General features: G+C 45.2%; 18 protein-coding genes and 5 tRNA genes. 14 read left to right on the plus strand and 9 right to left on the minus strand.

What is annotated here, in order from left to right; genetic code table 11:
- Nucleotides 1-213 precede the first annotated feature (213 nt).
- The 7 genes from FNE76_RS05820 to FNE76_RS05850 all read right to left on the minus strand — a co-directional run bounded on the left by FNE76_RS05820 (nt 214) and on the right by FNE76_RS05850 (nt 6,768).
- Entirely contained in the window at nt 214-492 is a 279-nt protein-coding gene (locus tag FNE76_RS05820) for a zinc ribbon domain-containing protein (RefSeq protein ID WP_185963012.1), read from the minus strand.
- A gap of 158 nt (nt 493-650) precedes the next feature.
- Entirely contained in the window at nt 651-1,049 is a 399-nt protein-coding gene (locus FNE76_RS05825) for a MerR family transcriptional regulator (protein WP_120948275.1), read from the minus strand.
- A 69-nt stretch (nt 1,050-1,118) separates the two neighbouring features.
- A complete protein-coding gene (locus FNE76_RS08750; RefSeq protein ID WP_120948276.1) occupies nt 1,119-3,095 on the minus strand; it encodes a methyl-accepting chemotaxis protein in 1,977 nt (658 codons plus the stop codon).
- A 41-nt stretch (nt 3,096-3,136) separates the two neighbouring features.
- On the minus strand, nt 3,137-4,072 hold the full coding sequence (locus tag FNE76_RS05835) for a 5-oxoprolinase subunit C family protein (RefSeq protein ID WP_143928419.1): 936 nt from the start codon (nt 4,070-4,072) through the stop codon (nt 3,137-3,139).
- Nucleotides 4,065-4,808, minus strand: coding sequence for a 5-oxoprolinase subunit PxpB (pxpB, locus tag FNE76_RS05840; RefSeq protein ID WP_120948277.1), 744 nt, complete (start codon nt 4,806-4,808; stop codon nt 4,065-4,067). Before pxpB ends, FNE76_RS05835 begins: the two co-directional genes overlap by 8 nt.
- 9 nt (nt 4,809-4,817) lie before the next feature.
- Nucleotides 4,818-5,966: an NRAMP family divalent metal transporter gene (locus tag FNE76_RS05845; protein WP_120948278.1), complete on the minus strand. Its 1,149-nt coding sequence runs from the start codon at nt 5,964-5,966 to the stop codon at nt 4,818-4,820.
- 22 nt (nt 5,967-5,988) lie between these two features.
- A complete protein-coding gene (locus FNE76_RS05850) occupies nt 5,989-6,768 on the minus strand; it encodes a LamB/YcsF family protein (RefSeq protein ID WP_143928420.1) in 780 nt (259 codons plus the stop codon).
- A gap of 39 nt (nt 6,769-6,807) precedes the next feature.
- Between FNE76_RS05850 and FNE76_RS05855 the strand changes: the two genes are divergently transcribed.
- From FNE76_RS05855 to FNE76_RS05865, 3 genes are read left to right on the plus strand one after another with little or no spacing between them, the layout of a single operon-like run.
- On the plus strand, nt 6,808-7,683 hold the full coding sequence (locus FNE76_RS05855; RefSeq protein WP_120948280.1) for a class 1 fructose-bisphosphatase: 876 nt from the start codon (nt 6,808-6,810) through the stop codon (nt 7,681-7,683).
- A complete protein-coding gene (locus FNE76_RS05860; RefSeq protein ID WP_120948281.1) occupies nt 7,684-7,869 on the plus strand; it encodes a hypothetical protein in 186 nt (61 codons plus the stop codon).
- A 6-nt stretch (nt 7,870-7,875) separates the two neighbouring features.
- The gene (locus FNE76_RS05865; RefSeq protein WP_235852249.1) at nt 7,876-8,526 is read left to right on the plus strand and encodes an outer membrane protein; all 651 of its coding nucleotides are present in this window, start codon (nt 7,876-7,878) and stop codon (nt 8,524-8,526) included.
- Nucleotides 8,527-9,301: 775 nt separating this feature from the next.
- Here the strand turns inward: FNE76_RS05865 and FNE76_RS08565 are convergent.
- Nucleotides 9,302-10,009, minus strand: a complete 708-nt coding sequence (locus FNE76_RS08565) for a hypothetical protein (protein ID WP_235895362.1) — start codon at nt 10,007-10,009, stop codon at nt 9,302-9,304.
- A 185-nt stretch (nt 10,010-10,194) separates the two neighbouring features.
- Between FNE76_RS08565 and FNE76_RS05880 the strand changes: the two genes are divergently transcribed.
- The 11 genes from FNE76_RS05880 to FNE76_RS05930 all read left to right on the plus strand — a co-directional run bounded on the left by FNE76_RS05880 (nt 10,195) and on the right by FNE76_RS05930 (nt 18,245).
- Nucleotides 10,195-11,952 carry a M3 family oligoendopeptidase gene (locus tag FNE76_RS05880; protein WP_120948660.1) on the plus strand — a complete coding sequence of 586 codons (1,758 nt, stop codon included), beginning with the start codon at nt 10,195-10,197 and terminating at the stop codon, nt 11,950-11,952.
- The gene (locus tag FNE76_RS05885; protein ID WP_120948657.1) at nt 11,952-12,425 is read left to right on the plus strand and encodes a hypothetical protein; all 474 of its coding nucleotides are present in this window, start codon (nt 11,952-11,954) and stop codon (nt 12,423-12,425) included. The genes FNE76_RS05880 and FNE76_RS05885 overlap by 1 nt, the downstream gene beginning before the upstream one ends.
- Nucleotides 12,422-13,957 carry a DUF5644 domain-containing protein gene (locus FNE76_RS05890; protein WP_120948656.1) on the plus strand — a complete coding sequence of 512 codons (1,536 nt, stop codon included), beginning with the start codon at nt 12,422-12,424 and terminating at the stop codon, nt 13,955-13,957. The genes FNE76_RS05885 and FNE76_RS05890 overlap by 4 nt, the downstream gene beginning before the upstream one ends.
- A gap of 8 nt (nt 13,958-13,965) precedes the next feature.
- The gene (locus tag FNE76_RS05895) at nt 13,966-14,274 is read left to right on the plus strand and encodes a hypothetical protein (RefSeq protein WP_120948655.1); all 309 of its coding nucleotides are present in this window, start codon (nt 13,966-13,968) and stop codon (nt 14,272-14,274) included.
- A 15-nt stretch (nt 14,275-14,289) separates the two neighbouring features.
- Nucleotides 14,290-15,075, plus strand: a complete 786-nt coding sequence (locus tag FNE76_RS05900) for a TerB family tellurite resistance protein (protein WP_120948654.1) — start codon at nt 14,290-14,292, stop codon at nt 15,073-15,075.
- Between the two features lie 65 nt (nt 15,076-15,140).
- The gene (locus FNE76_RS05905) at nt 15,141-17,510 is read left to right on the plus strand and encodes a VirB4 family type IV secretion/conjugal transfer ATPase (RefSeq protein ID WP_120948653.1); all 2,370 of its coding nucleotides are present in this window, start codon (nt 15,141-15,143) and stop codon (nt 17,508-17,510) included.
- Between the two features lie 324 nt (nt 17,511-17,834).
- A tRNA-Lys gene (locus FNE76_RS05910) sits at nt 17,835-17,910 on the plus strand.
- 2 nt (nt 17,911-17,912) lie between these two features.
- Nucleotides 17,913-17,987, plus strand: a tRNA-Glu gene (locus FNE76_RS05915).
- A 3-nt stretch (nt 17,988-17,990) separates the two neighbouring features.
- Nucleotides 17,991-18,066, plus strand: a tRNA-Val gene (locus FNE76_RS05920).
- A gap of 1 nt (nt 18,067) precedes the next feature.
- A tRNA-Asp gene (locus tag FNE76_RS05925) sits at nt 18,068-18,144 on the plus strand.
- 25 nt (nt 18,145-18,169) lie between these two features.
- Nucleotides 18,170-18,245: transfer RNA gene (locus FNE76_RS05930), tRNA-Glu, on the plus strand.
- Here FNE76_RS05930 and FNE76_RS05935 read toward each other — a convergent pair.
- A complete protein-coding gene (locus tag FNE76_RS05935) occupies nt 18,246-18,926 on the minus strand; it encodes a cell surface protein (protein WP_235852298.1) in 681 nt (226 codons plus the stop codon).
- Between the last annotated feature and the right edge of the window lie 79 nt (nt 18,927-19,005).

Below are 19,005 nucleotides of genomic sequence, written 5' to 3' on the forward strand. Positions count from 1 at the left end.
CCACACACAAAACATCTTTAAACATTTATAAACATCCCCCCCACAAAAAGGGGGCAAAAAAACCACCAATTTTTTCTCCCCCCCCCCCCCCCCCCCGCACAAAGCTAGCGAAGTTGGACATGGCGATCCTTTTTATAGAAATAAAAGGGTTATTCTAGGGAAATAAAAATAAAGAGTGGCTTAAGGAGCGCGTAACTAGCCGTTCTTACAAACCTATAAAACCACATAAAATCTTATAAACTTAAAAAAATTATAGAGAATAGGCAGTTGGTTTCTGTTGTATTCCTGTTTCACCATTCTGGTTGCTAGGCGATTTGTTGCCAAATCGCTTAACAGAGCCGGGGACCCCGCGTGCGGGGCTGTGTCCGCAGACGTAAATTCGGTAGAATCTCTACCTGCTAAGTGCTGGACTAGATTAACACTAGCGTTAAAATCTCTATCCAAGACAACACCGCACGCCTCGCACTGATACACCCGCTCGCTCAATTTCAAAGTGGTTTTAATATTGCCACAACTAGAACAAGTCTTAAGGCTAGGTTTAAATGCGTGAAGGTCCGAGCACAGCCAAAAGTCTTTTTAAAGTGAGTCTTAGCCTTATGTTTGGGGTTAGTTCAATCTTGTGGGGCAAAAGCGTAGCTTTTGACATTCTACTATTTCTCTACCACCGCTTGCATTTGCTCTAAAAGTTGTCTGTTTTTCTTAGAGCGTGCTCCATAAAGTCTAGCGGAGAATACGGCAATAATCTCTAACACATCTTTGTCTAACTCCTCCTCAAAACAAGGCATAGCCGTAGTTTCTTTAGTAAAACAGACATTCTCATCACCCTGATTGATGGTAACCACCTCCACCTCTTTAGCCTCACAGATAGCAAACACCAACTCCGCACCAAAGCGGTCTTTATGGGTGAGCACTAAACGCTTAACCTGACATTGTGTTTTTAGGCTATCTAGCTTGTATCTACGATCACCGCCTTTTGTGTAATTGTTGGGTTTTAGCAAGCCTTTTTTCTCCCAATTTCTCAAGGTTGGGTGGGGTAGGCATCTAAAAATTGTTCATATTAGCCAGAGAGAGTCAAGGGGTCTAGCACCGCTAGCCCCAGTGCATTTTAAGTCTCAATTTTAAGCAAAAACAAGCTTGCGGATTAATTCTTTATTTTTGGCGATGTGATCTTTAATTTGCTCGATTTGATCTTGAATGTGGGCGATGTCTTGCAGACTCTTTTGGGCAATCTGCTCCATTTCTTGGGATTGATCTTCTAGGGACACCACCGCTTTATTGAGCTCATCTAAGCTCACATTATTTTGATTGGCTGAATCCAACACCGCTTTAGAAGAATCCTCAATGTTTTTCACCGCCCCATTCATGGAGGAAAAAGTAACGCCGATCTCCTCTAAGCGCTGTTGCACGCCATTAGCTAAGTTGCCCACTTCATCAGCCACCACCGCAAACCCACGCCCATGTTCGCCTGCGCGTGCAGCTTCTATGGCGGCATTGAGGGCAAGCAAGTTAGTTTGGTAAGACACGCGATCGATCTTTTGTAGAGCTGTAGAGACCTCTGAAATATTGCCATCAATCGTGCCCACAATTGAGGAAAGGGTATTGGAAAGGTTTTTGAGTGTCGCCATTGAGCTTTGTAACTTCAACACCTCTTCTTTAACCGCATTGACATAATCATTATTGGCACTCGCTTTTGTGGCGATCTCTTTGAGATAGGAATTATTAGCCCCTACAATCTGGTTATAGCCCTCGTATTGCTCCAAGAGCGTGTCTTTAATCGCAAGGGTTTTATTTAAACGGTTGCTCTTGATCTGTTCGTAATAAAAAAGGGTGTTTCTGAAATTGACGAAAAATCCCTTGCTGGCCTCCTTACTAGGATTGCCCTCGAAAATACATAGAGCCGTGAGGGTTTGGTTTTGGTGCAAGTTTTGGGAAACCTCACCAAAGGTGGAAAAACCACTAATGGGGCAGTTATCAAATTCTTTGAATTGGGATAAACTCTGTTGATTATTCACACGGCGCAAGATACAATCATTGGCTAAAATGGCTAAAGCCCGTCGCCCTTGCATAAAATTTTGGAACTTGCGGTGCGTGCTTTGGACAAAATCCCCAGCCTTGACTAAGAGCAAGGTTTCCCCAAAGTAAAGATCGCAGAAAAATCGAATGCTTTTGTCCTCATTGAAACTCCCCACCGAACGGATAAAAATCTGTCCTCCTACCTCCACCGCAAAGGTGTAGTCTGCCATCATTTTGGGCAATTCGTTAGGGATGCAATTAAAATGTGTACAGATCGCATCAAGCGCGGGCACTAATTCGTTATGGATTAAAAAGGATTTGACCTGCCGTAATTCTGGGTTGCACTCCCCGATTAAAAAAGAAGTTTGGGTTTTTTCAAAATTATGTGTGGTGAAAATATCATAATAATAACCCTTAGCTAATTTACAATAGATCAAGACTGCCTCATGTGCGCTGATTTTGCCATTCAAGGCTAAATTTGCCTCTTTAAAATCTAGTTTGCCCCCGGCACTCCCCCCCACCAAGTGGCTCAAAGGAACATTGGATTTTACAAAAGCTTCTAAAAAGAAACTCTCAGATGCGCTCAAGCCCGGAAAATAGTTCAAAATAAAGGTATCAGCGGGATCAACATGCATGTGTGGGCGCACCCGTTGTTCGATCTGTTCTTTAATCTTATCCTTGCGTGTGTCAATGTCCATGCTAACTTCGCCCCTTTGCAAGTCAGAACAGAGGGTATCCACCATGAAAGTTTCAATTTGCTCGATGATGCTAGAGCCAAAGAGGTGCAAGAGGATTTGCTCAGATTGGTGCAGGTTATAAAAATCTTGGTGTGAGCCACCTAATTGCCCCGCAGTTTGGATAACAAAGCGCACCGGAACGCTAGAAAACTGATTTTCAAGTGTCTGCACCACTTGGTTAAAGGGCAAAGTAGCGGGCACAAACGCCATGAGCAAAGACACTCGATTCTGCGCCAAAAGATCTTTGATCTCCAAACGCCCTAAATCCTTGTAAGGGACAAGCCAATTAAGATTGAGAGGGGCCTTTTTGTGTGTCACCTGAGATGAGCGCCATTTGAAAAACATCGTTCCTCCTAGTTTATCGCCAAATTATAGAATGAAAACATTTATGCCAAACTTGCCATAATATGTTCTAAATGCTGGTAAAAGGCGTGGTATCTCTCTTGGGCGTGTTCGATGCTATAGGGAACAAAATGCACCTCATCGCGTGGGCGCATTTGGGCTAGGGTAACCAAGCTTTCCTTAGTGAGCGTGGCGATCTTAGGGTAACCCCCCATTGTCTGCCGATCAGCCATCAACACAATGGGTTTTCCATTGAAGGGAACTTGCACGCTCCCCATCACCAAGGGTTCGGAGATGATTTCTGCATGCCCACACCACTCTAGAGGCAATCCTTCTAGGAAGATACCCATGCGATCACCCCTGCTAAGTTGATAGGGGGTTTGGCAAAATTGGCGGATTATCTGCTTGCTAAAATAAAAATCTTGAGGCCCTAAGATCACGGGCAAAGAGGCATGGGTATGATAAAGGGGGCGGTAATGTTCGGCCAAATGACGCTTTTTATTCTCAACACGCACCCGCACGCTTAACAAGTCCCCCTTTTGCAATTTGCGCCCCAAAAATCCCCCCATTTGGGCATGCATATAGGTTGATTTGCTCCCATGCACGCTAGGCACATCTAGCACTCCTGAGAAGGCTACATAGGCACATACACCCGATTGGGGCATCCCAAAGCTCAAAATATCCCCGGGTTTGATCGCATAAGACTCCCAATTAAAAACCACACAATCATTGATCTTGGGACTAAGATTAGCCCCCCCAATGGCAATGTGCATCGGTTCTAAAAACTCCAAACATGCCCCCAAGTAGTGCATTTCTAAAAGAGCATATTCTCTAGGGTTGCCCACCAAAAAGTTAGCCACACTTGCGCTAAATTCATCCATCACCCCCGCTACAGGAATCCCAAAGCGCGCATAACCCAAACGCCCCAAATCTTGGATAGTGGTGCATAACCCCCCTTGCAAAACCCGGATACTAGACATGCAAATCCCCCCGCCCAATTTGTGTGCGTTGGGGCTCATAGCCCCCTTGTGCGATCTGGTGTTCTAATTGCTGGTATTGTTCTAAAGAAATGGGCTCATAGCGCACATAATCCCCGGCTTGGAGCAACACGGGGGGATTTTTATGCGGATCATAGAGTTTAAGCGGTGTTTTCCCAATAATCTGCCAACCCCCCGGGGATTTGAGCGGATAAATCCCGGTTTGGGCGTGCGCAATCCCCACAGACCCCGGGGCAACCTCTGCTCTAGGCTGGGCTAATCTGGGCACAGCTAAACTGGGGTCTAGCCCGCCCAAATAAGCAAACCCGGGCAAAAAGCCCAGCATATAGACCAAGTAATCCCGCCCGCTGTGCTTTTGGACAATTTGCGCTGGACTTAAATGTGTGTGCGTGCTCACAAACTCTAAATCCAAGCCCAATTCATAGCATGTGGGGATGGACACCAAAGAAACTTGTTCTTCTGGGCGACGGCGACTAGGTATGCCTAGCTCTAAATTTTGTAGCTCTTCTTCCAAGCGTGCATAAGAGCAAACAAGCGGATCGTAAATCACCAGCAGGCTAGCATAAGCCCCCACCACTTCTAGCACACCTTGAATGGCTTTTTGTTCAATGACAAGACCAGCCTGCCTGACTTGGGCATTGATTTGGGGCGTAATCTCAGAGCCAAACTCTAATAATAATGCACTTTCCCCATAAGCACGGCAAACCACACCTTCCACAACCAACTCCTAGCTAAACATTAAAACCAAGGGCTTAAACGAGAGAACACCCAAATACACGCTCAAGCCCACCACCACCCAGCCCAACACCGCTAAGAAGATAGAATGCTTGTAAGTGCCCACAATGCAGGGTTGGTAACCTGCTACCAACACCACAGCTAGCGTGATGGGCAAAACAAGTCCATTGAGGGCCCCAGCTAAAATCAGTAACGCCACGGGCTTGCCAATCACCATAAAAATTAAGGTCGAGAGGCTGATCAAAATTAAGGCACAAGCCCTTTGGTGTTTTTGCACCCAAACAAAGCTTTTTAAAAAAGACACGCTGGTATAAGAAGCACCCACAATGGAGGTCAAGCTAGCAGCCAAAAATACCAGTCCAAAAATTTTATAACCCAAACTGCCCAAAGCCACCCCAAAAGCACTCCCGGCTGGATTGGCTGGGTTGAGCATATGCCCGCTTTGCACTACGCCCAACACCGCCAAAAATAACAAGACACGCACAAGAGCAGCAACCCCGATGCTCAGATAAGCGGCGCGATCCATTTGAGTCTGGTTTTTTTCCCCCACAACGCCCAAATCAATTAAGCGGTGCGCCCCGGCAAAGACAATATACCCCCCCACACTCCCCCCAATGAGCGTGATGGTGGCGGTCATTGAAAAATGGCTAGGGAAGAGGGTTTCTTTGGCTACTTGGGCGATGGGTGGGTGGGTGAAAAACGCAACAAAGGCGATCAAGATGATCATCAACACGCCTAAAATCTGTGCCACGCGATCCATCAAATGCCCCGCACTCTTGGATAAAAAAATCAGGATCGCTAGTAAGGCACTGAGCAACCCACCGCTTTTTAAGTCCAGCCCCACTAATGCTTGTAACCCCAAAGCTGCTCCGCCCACATTCCCAATATTAAAAGCCAAAGCCCCCAGTGTGATAAGAAAGGTTAAAAAATGCCCCAAACCGGGTAGTAAGGTGTTGGCAACATCCTGCCCTCTTTGTTGGGAAATGCCCAACACACGCCAAACATTGATTTGGGCGATCAAAGAGGCGATGATGGAAACTACAATCACGGCTACAAAAGAGCTTTTTAATTCTTGAGTGAATTGCGCGCTTTGGGTCAAAAAGCCCGGACCAATGGCAGCAGTGGCGCTAAAAAAAGCCACACCCCATAAGAACGACCGCGTTTTAATGGGGAAGTCCTAAGATCGATCTTAGGGGCTGGATGGCGATGCCATGTTTTTTTAACCCGGTACGCACTTGTTTGGCAAATTCTAAGGCCTTGGGGTGATCCCCATGTATGCATAAAGAATGTGCTTTGATATCTATCTCTACGCCCTCCAAAGTGCTTACCTTGCAATCGGTGATCATCTTTAAAGCGCGCTCCAGGGCACAATTTACATCGCTAATCAGTGCTTGGGGATGGGATCTAGGCACTAATTGCCCATTGGCTTGATAATGCCGATCAATAAAGGCTTCTTCAGCCACTTTTAGCCCCATTTTTTGCCCCTCTATAGCCATCAAACTTTGACTCAAGGTGAGCACAATGAGATTGGGGTTATAATCCGCCACACCCTGCAAGATCGCACGGGCCAAGTTAGGATCGTTAGTGGCTTGGTGGTAAAAACTCCCATGCAACTTGACATGTTGGAGGGTAGACCCGTAACTTTTGGCAAAAGCCTCTAGCGCACCGATTTGATAGAGGGTGTAACACCTAGCTTCTTTGGGGCTAATCTCCATTTTGCGCCGCCCAAAGCCTAGCAAGTCTGGATAGCCCACATGCGCGCCCAAACCCACGCCTAAAGCCCGGGCACTTTGAACAACACCCTCCATGATCAGCGCATCGCCAGCATGCCAGCCACAAGCGACATTGGCACTGCTAACGCATTCTAAAATCGCCTCATCATCGCCCATTTTATAGACTCCAAAGCCCTCGCCGATGTCGCTATTCAAATCTACACATTCCATGCTAGAATTATACTACAAATTCAGATTTTAAGGCTTGACATGGACACAACCACAAAAGAGCAGTTATTAAAAGCTCTCCAAGAGCTAGCCCCTAAAGTTTATCGCCTCATCAAGCAAACAGACCCCCACTACACCCAGCAACAAAACCCCACAGCCGACTTGCAACTTGATTTAGATGTGCTGGTGGATCATCTCATTAGTGATCACTTTTTGGGTTTGGCATGTGTGGGGGGTGTGATGAGTGAGGAACAGAGCGAGGCACGCTATAAATCTGACTCCCAAGGCTACTTAGTCGCCTTTGATCCTCTAGATGGTTCTAGCGTGGTGGGGTCTAATTTTTTAGTGGGGAGTATTTTTGCCATTTATGAGCATACACCCTTGGGTTTTGCTAATCAACAAGTGGCGCACACCTTGCAAATGGGGGCTTATATCCTCTATGGAGCTAAGTTAGAATTAGTGGTCGCCACAACTGGAGAGGTCGGGCATTATCTTTATCACGAGGAAAGCCAAACTTGGGTATTCAAAGGTCATTTGACTTTGAAAGATAAGGGTAAAAACATCGCCCCCGGGGGGAGTTGGGAGTATTTTAGCCCGCAATACCGTGTCTTTTTGGATCATTTTTTTAAGCAAGGCTACCGCTTGCGCTATAGCGGGAGCATGGTTGCTGATGTGCATCACTTGTTGAGCAAACAAGGGGGGTTGTTTTGCTATCCGGCTACTCAAGATGCGCCCAAGGGCAAGTTACGCCAACTCTTTGAGGTCTATCCTTTGGCTTTTGTGATCGAGCAAGCCGGGGGGTTAGCCTTGCTTAGGGGGGGGCAAAGACTTTTAGATCAGCAATTAGAGAGCTTGCATGCCAAGAGTGCATGCTTTTTGGGCTCCAAAGTCGAGATGGAAGCGTTGGGGGATTTTTAGGTGGAACGCGATTTTGAGGCGGAATTAGATAGCTGGTGTGCTAAAATTAGAGCCTGCCAAGAGCGCAAGGGATTAGACTCGTGTTTGCCATGCGAACTGGTCTTGGAGTGTGCAGATCGCCAAAATTTCGTGCAGAGTGTACATGCGAGCATGAATAAGGGCAAGCAAGGCAATTTTGATTTTTAAGGAAAAGTGTTGAGAAAATTAGTTTGTTGTGGGTTGTTATTGATAGGGAGTGTTGTTTTAGCTGAAAAAAGGGGGTTTTATGTGTCTGCGGGTTTGCAGTATGCCCTAGTTAAAACCACGATCACCGGATCGCTTGGGTTTAACTTATATACCTCCGGACAAAGTAACATGTATGGTTTTAGTATGGAGGGGGGCTATAAGTTCTTTTTGGGCAAGAGAGAAAAACGCAATGGGTTTCGAGTCTATGCTTTTTATGACTATGGCTATGACAACCCGACCTTCAATGGTGCGCGCTATAATAACAATGTCTATGGCGTGGGTGTGGATTACCTCTTTAATTTTATCAACACGCGCGAGATTCAAACCGGGTTTTTTATGGGCATCGCCTTTGCGGGGAGCTCTTGGAATAATAGCGGGGCTAGCTTTGTTGAAAGTCTCACTAAATACCCCGGAACCAGCATTAATTTTAGTTATTTCCAAATCCCCTTGCGCTTTGGGGTGCGGGCCAATGTAACCAAGCACCAAGGCTTTGAATTTGGTTTAAAAATTCCCATTGTGCGCAACTACTATTTCCGCTCTGTAACGCCCAGCGGGGTTTCTGGTGTTACATTCCAAAGAAGCTTGGTCCTCTATAGTAATTATGTGTGGAATTTTTAGCTAGAACCCATGCTTTGATGGTCTTGTCGCCAGCTTTATACTAGATTCCATCTAGAGCCTGGAGCAGATTTTGCCCCCTATAAAGCCTTAAGATCAGATAAACTTTAAAGTTCCTTGCTAATCTCCTTTGATTCTTAAAGATTGTTCTGTTAGGTTCAATTAAATGGTTTATTTACAGAGTGCTATAAACGGACAGGTTCTCACTATCGCCTTTTAATCTTTCAAAACCCCTCGGATCGGCATACTCCAGATAACTAAAGTTAGGGGATTCTAACTTTAGCAGATCATGGTTTCAAACCAGCTCACTTAGGAGTCTCATGTTCCCTACCCCAACGGAGTGGGTATTAGTACACCATGCTAATGCTAGGTAACTATACGCTTAGCTTTAAGCTTGTGGGCTTTAGCGTGCGAGTGGTAACTTGGCCGAAGATCTGTGCGAAAAGGTTAGTCATCAAAATCCATTTTAATTTTTAGTGGATAACGACCATCCACATTTGCAATCTATCTTTGGGCTTGTGGGGTTTTTAGCATGTATTATAAAATTTAGCAATAGTAGTAGGGCAGGTGAACATGTGAATGAGAGCTCTTTAAGTGTGTTGGGTTGGGGCTTAGGGCATGTGAATAGAAAGGTTTTTTAAATCACATATTGGCACATGTATATGTGCCAATATGGGTTGTTTGTGGCCTCAAAAGAGCTGTTTTGACTTGTTTCATTCACATTTTCATTCACATGTGAATGAAAATGTGCCAACATGTGCCAAGCATGTGAATGAAATTAGTGGAGTGTGTCCTCATTTTGCATAGTGTAGATCAAGCGATCGATCACGGCGCGTTGTTCGTTGGTGAAATTGTATTGTGCGCGCACGGTTTGGCGGATACGTTCTAAAACACTGCTATCGACCAAAAACAATGCTAAGACTTTGCGGTAATGGGGCAACACAACATATTTTTTCTCTTTGTAAATATCCATGCTGTCAATGGCTTTATCAATGCTAAAGAGCAAGATATTTTTAAGATTATCGGATTTGAGGTGGTATTTGTCCAAAACTTGGCTAAACTTTTTGTAAATCGAAAAAGTGAGCATGCGTCTGGCATTGAAATACGCATCCTCTTTATCATCCAAATCGTCGTTTGCCGTGCTTTTGATGTCCGCCACACCATAGCCTATTAAAAAACGACTGGAATTGATCACAATCACCTGATTATTGGGGGTTTGGGTTGTTTCTGGCTTGGGTGGGGGGGGGGTGGGCTTGGGCGGAGGCGTTGGAACGACTTTGGGGAGCGGGGGTTTGGGAGCGGGTTCTTTGGGTTTAGGGGGCTTGGGGAGGGGGTGTTCTTTGGGTTTTTCTAGCTCTTTTTTTTCTTCTATATGTTTGCTGGCTGGAGGTTTCTTGGAGCTATCGGTATTCTCATAAACGCTACATGCCCCAAATAACACCATATTAGAAAACATGCCCAACAAAATAACCTGTCTTGCTTTCATCTTGCGTCCTTTGGTCTTAAATATTAGGGGGATTATAACACGTCTTTAAGTAGAGTTTGCCATTGCAAGTGGTAAAATCCTTAGATTATGTTAGCAACACCTCTAAAATCCATGCTAAAATAGCCCCCAAATTCAATCACCATAAGGAGTACCCCGTGAGCCATGTTAAAACCCAAACCAAAGAAATGGACAAAACCTTAAAAAACCAAGATTTAGAACACCACTGGGATTTGAGCGCATTATTCAAAGACCAAGAAGCCTTGGATAAGCACTTGAAAGAGTGGGATAAAAAAGTCAAGACCTTTGAGCAAAAACACGCCCAAAGTTTTGCTAAGCTAGAACCCGGTGCCTTTAAAAAGGTGCTAGAAGATTATGAAAACTTGAGTGAAGGGATTTCGCGCGCAATGGTCTATGTCTTTTTGATCTTTGCTAGCGATTCCAAACGCAGTGATCTTTATTCCAAATACCAGCTCATCTGTGCGGATATGGCACAACATCTCCTGTTTGTTGAAAATGAGTTTTGCGCCCTAGAGGACACACAACAAGAGGCGATTATTAGCGCAACCCCCAAATACGCCTACTTCCTGCGCTTGCTCTTGCGCCAAAAGCCCCACATGTTGAGCCTGCCTGAAGAGAAAGTTTTATTAGCCACTTCTAGCGTGGGCGTGGATGCTTTTTCTAAGCTTTTCGATCAAGTCATCACTTCGCTAAAAATCCCCTTTGAAAACAAAATGATCGGCGAGGAGGAAATTTTAGCCGAATTGCACAATCCCAACCGCAAGTTGCGCAAAAAAGCCCAGAAAGCCCTAACCAAGTCTTTGAAAAAAAATAGCTTGGTGCTCACCTATGTGCTTAACATGGTGCGCAAAGATTTGCATATTGATACCAAATTACGCCACTATGATAAGCCCGAAACCTTTAGGCACTTGGGTAACCAAATCTCCCAAGAGAGCGTGGATAGCATGCTAGAGATTGTGAATGCCAATTATAGCTTGGTACATCGTTACTACAAAAGCAAGGCTAAGATTTTGGGCTACAAGCTCAAAGATTACGATCGCTATGCCCCCATCAATGACAAAGAAACCCCCATTAGCTACAAAGAAGCCTTAGACCTTGTTTTGAAGGCTTACAAAGACTTTTCACCTAAATTTTATGAGATTGTCAAAAAAGGCATTGATGGGGGTTGGGTCGATTCGCACCCCAGACCGGATAAAAGAGGTGGGGCGTTCAGCGATAGTACCGTGCCCAGCGCACACCCCTATGTTTTGCTCAACTTTACGGGCAACCGGCGTTCAGCTTTCACCATCGCCCATGAGTTTGGGCACATGATCCACCAAGAACTCAGCAAACAAGTGGGTTATCTGAACACCAATACCCCGCTGACAACCTCTGAAACCGCTTCGGTATTTGGGGAGATGTTGCTATTTGAGAGTCTCAAAAAAGACTTGGACAAAAAAGAATTGCGGGGCATTTATGCGGGCAAATTGGAGGATATTTTCTCCACCATGTTTAGGCAAGTGGTGATGACCAATTTTGAACGCCGTATCCATGCTACCGAGGAAGAACTCAAGGTCAAAGACTTTGATCAGATTTGGCAAGAGGAAAACGCCAAAATGTTTGGCAAAAGCGTGAAACTCAGCAAGAATTACGCCCGTTGGTGGAGTTATATTCCCCACTTTATCCATTCGCCCTTTTATTGTTACTCCTATAGTTACGGGCAATTACTCGTCTTGGCACTCTTTGGACTCTACCGCCAAAAGAGTACCCCCAAAGACAAACAGGCCTTTGTAGAGACCTACACCACCTTTTTAAGCAAGGGTGGGAGTCAAAGCCCCGAGGAACTGGTGGGGATGTTTGGGTTTGACATCGGGCATCAGGAGTTTTGGCAAATTGGCATGGGCGAGGTGGAAAAAATGCTAGAGGAATTTGAAAGGTTGCTTTAATGGATTTGTTGCAAAAATACAATACCATGACAGACCAACACTGCCGGGATTGCCTGTATTTTTTGCACCACAACCGCGTTAATTTTAGCATCTTTTGCGATCTCTCTAAGGTGCGCTTTGAACCCCTCTTGCCCCAAGACCTTTTAGAGAGTTTTGGGGCGTTTGTGCTCTTTGTGCTGGCAGGCTACACCTTTGAAAGCCTGAAAATCTATAGAGAAACCCCAGAAATTAGTTTTGAGGCGGGTTTGGGAGACAATATCGAAACCACGGTCAAGATCGCACTCAGTGGGATTGTGCAAATCATCATCAAGGATAAGAACGACTCGAATGTGGTGTTGTTTAACCGATGCGACCCCTCCATGCTCTTTACAGATAACACCACCGAGCAACTCCAAAGCTCCAAAGATGCCTTCCTCTCCGATCCTAGAAACCAGCAAGCGATTCAGTCCTTGCAAGATAAAGGTCCTAAATGAGTATTTTAAAATTGCAGATACGGGTGTTCCGCTTTGATGCCAAAAACCAGTATAACCCTAGCTACCCGCTCTGCATCGTAGAATATCTCCCTGATTGGCGTTTAAAAGATGTGCTCGAACACATCCCCTTCCCCGATTTTGGCTATGATGCAACCCATTTGGGGCTTAAGATCAACCAAGTTGCCATTTTTGAGAATCTCCCCATCTCTGAGTTAGTAGAACGCTTCTCTGTTGAGTGGGTGTTAGAGCCTTTAGCGGCTGAATATGCCCTTAAAGACCTCCTCATGGATGAAACTGCCATTCTAAGCCAATACCAGTCTTTCTTGCAAAGCGCGCCCTTTTTGACTGCAAGCGAGCAGAGCGAGTTGGCTAAATACACCAATATTAATTTCATCACACCCAAAAAGCAAGCGGGCTACTATGGGGATGGCTTTTTCTTGTATGTTAGATGGCTGATGAATCGCTACCCCACCCGCGCTAGGGATTTCTTGCAAAGCATCGCCCATGACAAGTATGGCGTGATGCACTTTGTGAGCCTCAAAAACTATCTCTACCCCCCCAGTGATCGCCTTGATGAAGCCATCTATGATCTGCAAAAAATGCTAACCCATGGCTCAGCCTGCCCCATTGCCAACAACACATGGGCGCATGTGGGCAAGAATTTAGCCTTAAAATACGCCTTTCCACCCAAACAAACCCCCCCTAGTACCCAAGTTGCTTTTTTGATCTTTAATGGGTATGAAAAACTCTTTAATAGTGCCCCCCTCTTGCAGAGTACGCGCGCTCTATTAAGCCGTTTGAAAGTGGAATTTGTGGAGCTTACTTGCTGTTTTGATGGGGGGTATTGGGGGCGTTTTGGGGATTTAGAAAAGTTTTTGGGCGCGCAGGGCTACAATTTAGCCCTAGCCCACCAGATCGGTGCAACACTTTTATTTTGCGATGAAGATTCCTATGCCAATGCCCTTTATGCTAAAAAAATTCTCGATGAAAGCCCTGAATGGCAAGAGAAAATCCAAAAAATCCTAGCTCCCCATGGTTTGCAATACCACCCAGAAGCACAAATGGCCTATCTCAACGACCTTTTGAGTACAGATTTTTTAGACCTAGAGGGTTTTGCAAGCCACTCCATTTTTACCGGGTTTAGCACGGCTCTATTTGGGGGCTACCATTTGGCACAACCCACCCATTACAATGCGCTCTTTGATCGGCTTTCTTTAAAATGCCACACGCCCCTTTTTGCCACCCAGTCCTATGCCCATCTTTTAGAAATTGATACGCCTCTAGCCCTCAAGCAATCTGCCAGTATCCGCTATGAGGCCATCGATCTAGGCGTGGATTTTTTGCTCACTACCTCTCTTAGCCAATTCCACATGCTCGACACTTTGGCACAAAAAGCCTCCAAGCTCTACCAACGCGATCATGACAACACCAGTCTTTTATTCTTGCCCCAATTAGCCTTGTTAGCTTTGGGCGAAACCAACAAGCAGACCCTAGGTTTAGACACACACGCGAACCCCTTTAGTTTTATCTAGGAGTTCCCTTGAAAACAGGATTAAAAATCATCTTTGCAAGCATCATCAGCCTCTCTTGGTATTTGCTCAATGGAGAGGATTCGGGTGAATTGTCCTTGATGATTTTTTTCTTCCTAGCCTTTATTTTGCTCATCAAACCCATTTCTTTCCAATCCCCAGAAAAGCGGGAAGACTATATCCAGCAACTCAAAAGAAGCTATGAACGCCAAATGGATTTGAAAAATAAACAGAAAGAGGAGAAGCGACGCTTGATCCAAGCCACAACGGAGAGAAGTTACCGCAAAACGCACCAAAAACAAGATGATGCCAATTTATGATAAGAGGATGATTGTATGGAAGTGATTTTAATTGTGGGTGTAGCGGTGGTGTTGATTTACTTATATTACACCCTGCAGGAGTATTTGAAAAATCCTTTAAAGAGTTTCCCCACCCCTAGCGTAGAGCCTGTGGAGAAAGTCCCCGAGATTTACACCTTGCCCGACCCTCTAGATATTTTGAAATCTAGCGAACAGGGAGTGGTGGTGAGATTGATAGCCCAATTTGGACGCAAGGTCAATGCTAACGCCCTCTCTGATGCCCTATTGGAGATTTTCTTAAAAGATTTAAGCCAAATGGGCACGGAGACTAAAAACTTAGAGGACCTCAAAAAACTTTATGCCAGTGAAGACATGCCAAGCCTCGAGAGTCTTTGCACCCAGTTTTTAGAGCTAGCGCATGGCGAATATAAAAAACGCGTGAAGCTGGTGGAATTTTTATTGGTCTTAGCCTATAGCGATGGGATTTTAGGCGAAGCTGAAAGAGAAGCCCTGATCGATGTGGGTGCGTTTTTACGCCTAGAAAATGCGGATTTTAACCAGCTTTATGAGGGTTTTGAGCAACTCTCTCTACAGAGCACTGAACTTAGCCCTCAGGAGGCTTTAGAGATTTTAGGTACGGGTGAAAATCCTAAACTGAGCTTTGAGGATAAGGTCAATCAAAACCATTTGAATATCCTAGACCCCAAAACTTGGAATAAAAGCTACATTCCCGATCGCATGCAAACCCTTTGGCAACTCCAACAAGCTTACAACACTTTGCAAAACACACCTGCCAAAGTTTCTTTAGCCAAGAATAACTAATTTTGCAGATTTTCTATTGTTAGGGTGTGCTTGTTTGAGTCTCCTACACCCTAGATAACTGCCACATGCTAAATGAGTTATGGCAATTTTTACGCGATAAAACCCTAGACCTTTTCTTAGGCGCGCTCCCTAAAGTCTATTCTTTGGCGGAGGAAAATAATATTTTAGGTTTATACGATGCGCATTTTTTGCTCACCAAACAAGAGCAATTAGTGGGGATTTTGCAAATTGAGGGCCTGAGCGCAACGGCAATGCTTGCTAAGGACTTGGAGAGCTATTTTGATCACAAGAAAAACGCCTTAGAACAACTCCAAGGCGTGGTGCTCAGAATCTATACCCAACGCCAAAAAGTGCAACTCCAGCAAAACCAGCAACTTAACAACCACTATGCCCAAACCATCATCAACCACTTTGAAAGCAAGGACATTTATGAAAATACCTATTACCTTATTTTGGAAACCACCACCAACCCCATCAAGGGATTTTTTGAAAAGAAAAAATTAAAACTCACCACTTCCACAGAAAAAAGCCACCCGCAAGAAAGCTACGCCCATAAAGTTTCTCTGCTCACCCAAAACATCGCCCAAATTACCCATGCCCTCAAAGACTTCAAGCCCACCCAACTAAGCTCCACCCAAGCCCTCAATTTTTATGCCCGCTTCATCAATGGGGTGGATTTGCCCCTTAAACCTAGCTTGGGCTTTTTGGAAGATAGCTACATTGCGACCAATCTGCACTTCCACAAAGATTATTACATCCAAGATCACAATGGTACGCTCACTTATAAGCGTATCTTAGGGGTAAAGGCCTATGGGAGCAAAACCATCACATCCATTGCCCTCTCCACCCTCTTGCACCAAGAAAAAGAACTAGAAATTATCTTTTCTATCGAGCCTTTGGGTTTGCCCGAATCCTTAAGCTTTGTGCAAGAAAAAATCCGCTTGAGCTGGAGTGCCCTTGTGCGCGCCGAGTTGCAAAACTACCATGAACTCATCAAAGCCAAACGGCTTTGTTTGCAAAAATGTACCCTGAATATCATCCTTAAAAACTCTAATTTAGACATCCTCAACCAGCAAACCCAAGAGGTTTTAAGCCTACTCTCTAACGAACATTTGATCGCAGTGGTGGAAACTTTGGGGCTCAAACCCGCTTACTTTTCCTTTTTTCCAGGGCGTTTGAATCTCAACCCCCGTTTGCGCCACCAAAGTACCCAAGCCCTAGCGTGCCTCATCGTGTTTGAAAAACCCAATCGGGGGTTTAAAAGCAACTCATGGGGGCCTATGCCATTAAGCGTGTTTAAAAACTTGGATCACTCGCCCTATTTGTTTAACTTCCACAACCAAGAGGTCAGATACCAAGCCCACAGCACACTTAAGGCTAATGGGCACACCATGATCATCGGTGCCACGGGGGCGGGCAAGACAACCTTAATGGGCTTTTTGATGATGAGCGCGCTCAAATACCCCGACCTCAACATCTTAGCCCTCGATCGCGCTTACGGCCTCTTTTCTTACACACATTATTTTGGTGGGACTTACAACTCTGGCGATCAATTTGCTATCAACCCCTTATCCCTGCCCTTTTCCCAACAAAACCAAGACTTTTTGCACGCCTTTTATGCCGCTATGCTTAATGTCCCCTTAAGCTCGCCCCACCAAACCGACATTCAAGAACACAACGCCATTTTAAAGGCCCTCAAAAGCCTCTATGCCACTTTGCCACCCCAAAGTTTTAATCTCCAAGATTTTAAAGAAGCCCTAACCCACACCCCCAAACTCTCTTTAAGTCTAGAGCCCTACTTAAACAATCCCCTTTTTAACGCCCTTGAGGATAGTCTAGAATTTAAAACCCCCATCACAACCATTAACATGGATGCCATCTCGCCCAACCCCAAAGATTTAGGGCTATTGGCTTACTACATTTTTTATAAGATTTTCCACCTAGCCTTGCAACGCAATCAAGGCTTTTTGCTCTTTGTGGATGAATTTAAAAGTTATGCGCAAAATGAAGTCCTCAACGAACACATTAACACTTTGATCACCCAAGCCCGTAAGGCTAATGGCGTGGTGGTGCTCGCCCTGCAGGACATCAACCAACTACACACCATTAAAAACGCCCAAAGTTTTGTCAAAAACATGGGCACTCTTTTATTCTACCCCCAAAAAAACATGGACAGCACCGCTCTAAGTCGGGATTTTGGGATTCAACTCAGCAGTATGGAAAAACATTTCTTAGAAAATACCCCCGTGCATGCACACCAAATCTTAGTCAAAAACATGGGCGATGGGAGTTCTAACATCATCGATATTAGCCTAAACTCTCTGGGTCCTTACTTGCCAATCTTTAGCTCCAACCCCAGCCATGCCCAGTATTTACAAACCCTCATGCAAGATCACCCCCACAACTGGCGCGAGGTGTTATTGCAAGAAAAATAACCATAGCCCCGCGGGGGTGGGGGGTGGGTGCTCGGGGCGGCTTATTTACAAGTACTAGCCACAAGATTACAACTATGGCATAGGCCTACAAGGCTTTAAAAGATGAAAAAGTTACAAAAACGCCTTACACCAATTCACCCAGTATCTGAGAGCCAACAGGATAAGCCAACAGGATAAAAGGGCTCGAAAAGTAGGCACACAGCGATCAAGCAATGCCGTGTGCAAGATATGAGCCAAGTTAGCGTCTCTTTAAAGCAATTGGGCATCTTGGGTCTTGACAAAGCTTTGTAAAAATTGTAATATTACTCTTTCGTGCGTGCAAATGACCCGTTAGCTCAGCAGGTAGAGCAATTCCCTTTTAAGGAATGGGCCGCTGGTTCGAATCCAGCACGGGTCACCAAAGGCTCCTTCATCTAGTGGTTAGGATACCACCCTTTCACGGTGGTTACAGGGGTTCAAATCCCCTAGGAGTCACCACAAGGTCGCTTAGCTCAGTTGGTAGAGCGCCACCCTTACAAGGTGGATGTCATAAGTTCGAGTCTTATAGCGACCACCATGGAGCGGTAGTTCAGCTGGTTAGAATACCTGCCTGTCACGCAGGGGGTCGCGGGTTCAAGTCCCGTCCGTTCCGCCATCTCCCCAAATTTTGATCTCTAATCGACCCCTTCATCTAGTGGCCAAGGATACCACTCTTTCAAGGTGGAAACGGAAGTTCAAATCTTTCAGGGGTCGCCACTATTTGGGACACTCTAAAAATAGATTAAATACCGCTTTGTTACGCAATTCCCGTTTGAAGTCTAAATTGATCATCACTTCACGACTATGGGTAAAGGTATCAATGAGTTGTTTTCGGATCACGATACGGCAGTTGCTCACATTAAAATAAGGGGGTATGGCCTGGATAGCGATTTCAAAGCGCGTGGGCGTTTTTTGGGTGAGGGTGTAGCGTTGGTAAATTGCATTGATATTAGCCACCTTTTGCTTTTTTTGGCTGTATTTGTAGATGTCGATTTGTCCTTCTATATTGGTGATCTGTGTGGAAGAGTTATTGAGCGCAAAAATTTGGGTTTGCAACTTGGTGGGGAAGACCTCGCCTTGCATGAATTTTTGCAATTTGAAGGAGTAAATCTCTAAAAAAAGCTTGCCATTGCTTTTCTCTACGCCTACATCGCGCCCGCTCAAAGGGTAGTAGTCCTCTTGAGAAAAGACTACCTTGCTAGGTCCCCTAGGCTGGATTTTGATTACCATTGGGCGGGGACGGAGTTGTCGGGCTTCTTGTTTGGGGGGCTCTTGGACTGTGCTTTGGTGTTGGTTTTGGGTGGGGGGGGGCTCTGGTTGGCAACTCGCAAACACCCCTGCCATGAGAGATAGCAGAATACAGGAGGCAACGCGCGGGAGACCAAACATTTTATCCATCAAAAACCCTTCTTAAGTTTTAAAGCTTATAATAGCCAGCATGTCTTAAATTATAGGGATTTTAGCAAAACTTGATGCT

Source organism: Helicobacter mehlei (assembly GCF_007280785.1).
GTDB classification, from domain to species: domain Bacteria; phylum Campylobacterota; class Campylobacteria; order Campylobacterales; family Helicobacteraceae; genus Helicobacter; species Helicobacter mehlei.

Bases quoted from the DNA above. Each gene is read 5' to 3' on its own strand.
- FNE76_RS08750 (WP_120948276.1), bottom strand. From the start codon at position 3,095: ATGTTTTTCAAATGGCGCTCATCTCAGGTGACACACAAAAAGGCCCCT.
- FNE76_RS05835 (WP_143928419.1), bottom strand. From the start codon at position 4,072: ATGTCTAGTATCCGGGTTTTGCAAGGGGGGTTATGCACCACTATCCAA.
- FNE76_RS05850 (WP_143928420.1), bottom strand. From the start codon at position 6,768: ATGGAATGTGTAGATTTGAATAGCGACATCGGCGAGGGCTTTGGAGTC.
- FNE76_RS05855 (WP_120948280.1), top strand. From the start codon at position 6,808: ATGGACACAACCACAAAAGAGCAGTTATTAAAAGCTCTCCAAGAGCTA.
- FNE76_RS08565 (WP_235895362.1), bottom strand. From the start codon at position 10,009: ATGAAAGCAAGACAGGTTATTTTGTTGGGCATGTTTTCTAATATGGTG.
- FNE76_RS05880 (WP_120948660.1), top strand. From the start codon at position 10,195: ATGGACAAAACCTTAAAAAACCAAGATTTAGAACACCACTGGGATTTG.
- FNE76_RS05885 (WP_120948657.1), top strand. From the start codon at position 11,952: ATGGATTTGTTGCAAAAATACAATACCATGACAGACCAACACTGCCGG.
- FNE76_RS05890 (WP_120948656.1), top strand. From the start codon at position 12,422: ATGAGTATTTTAAAATTGCAGATACGGGTGTTCCGCTTTGATGCCAAA.
- FNE76_RS05900 (WP_120948654.1), top strand. From the start codon at position 14,290: ATGGAAGTGATTTTAATTGTGGGTGTAGCGGTGGTGTTGATTTACTTA.
- FNE76_RS05905 (WP_120948653.1), top strand. From the start codon at position 15,141: ATGCTAAATGAGTTATGGCAATTTTTACGCGATAAAACCCTAGACCTT.
- FNE76_RS05935 (WP_235852298.1), bottom strand. From the start codon at position 18,926: ATGGATAAAATGTTTGGTCTCCCGCGCGTTGCCTCCTGTATTCTGCTA.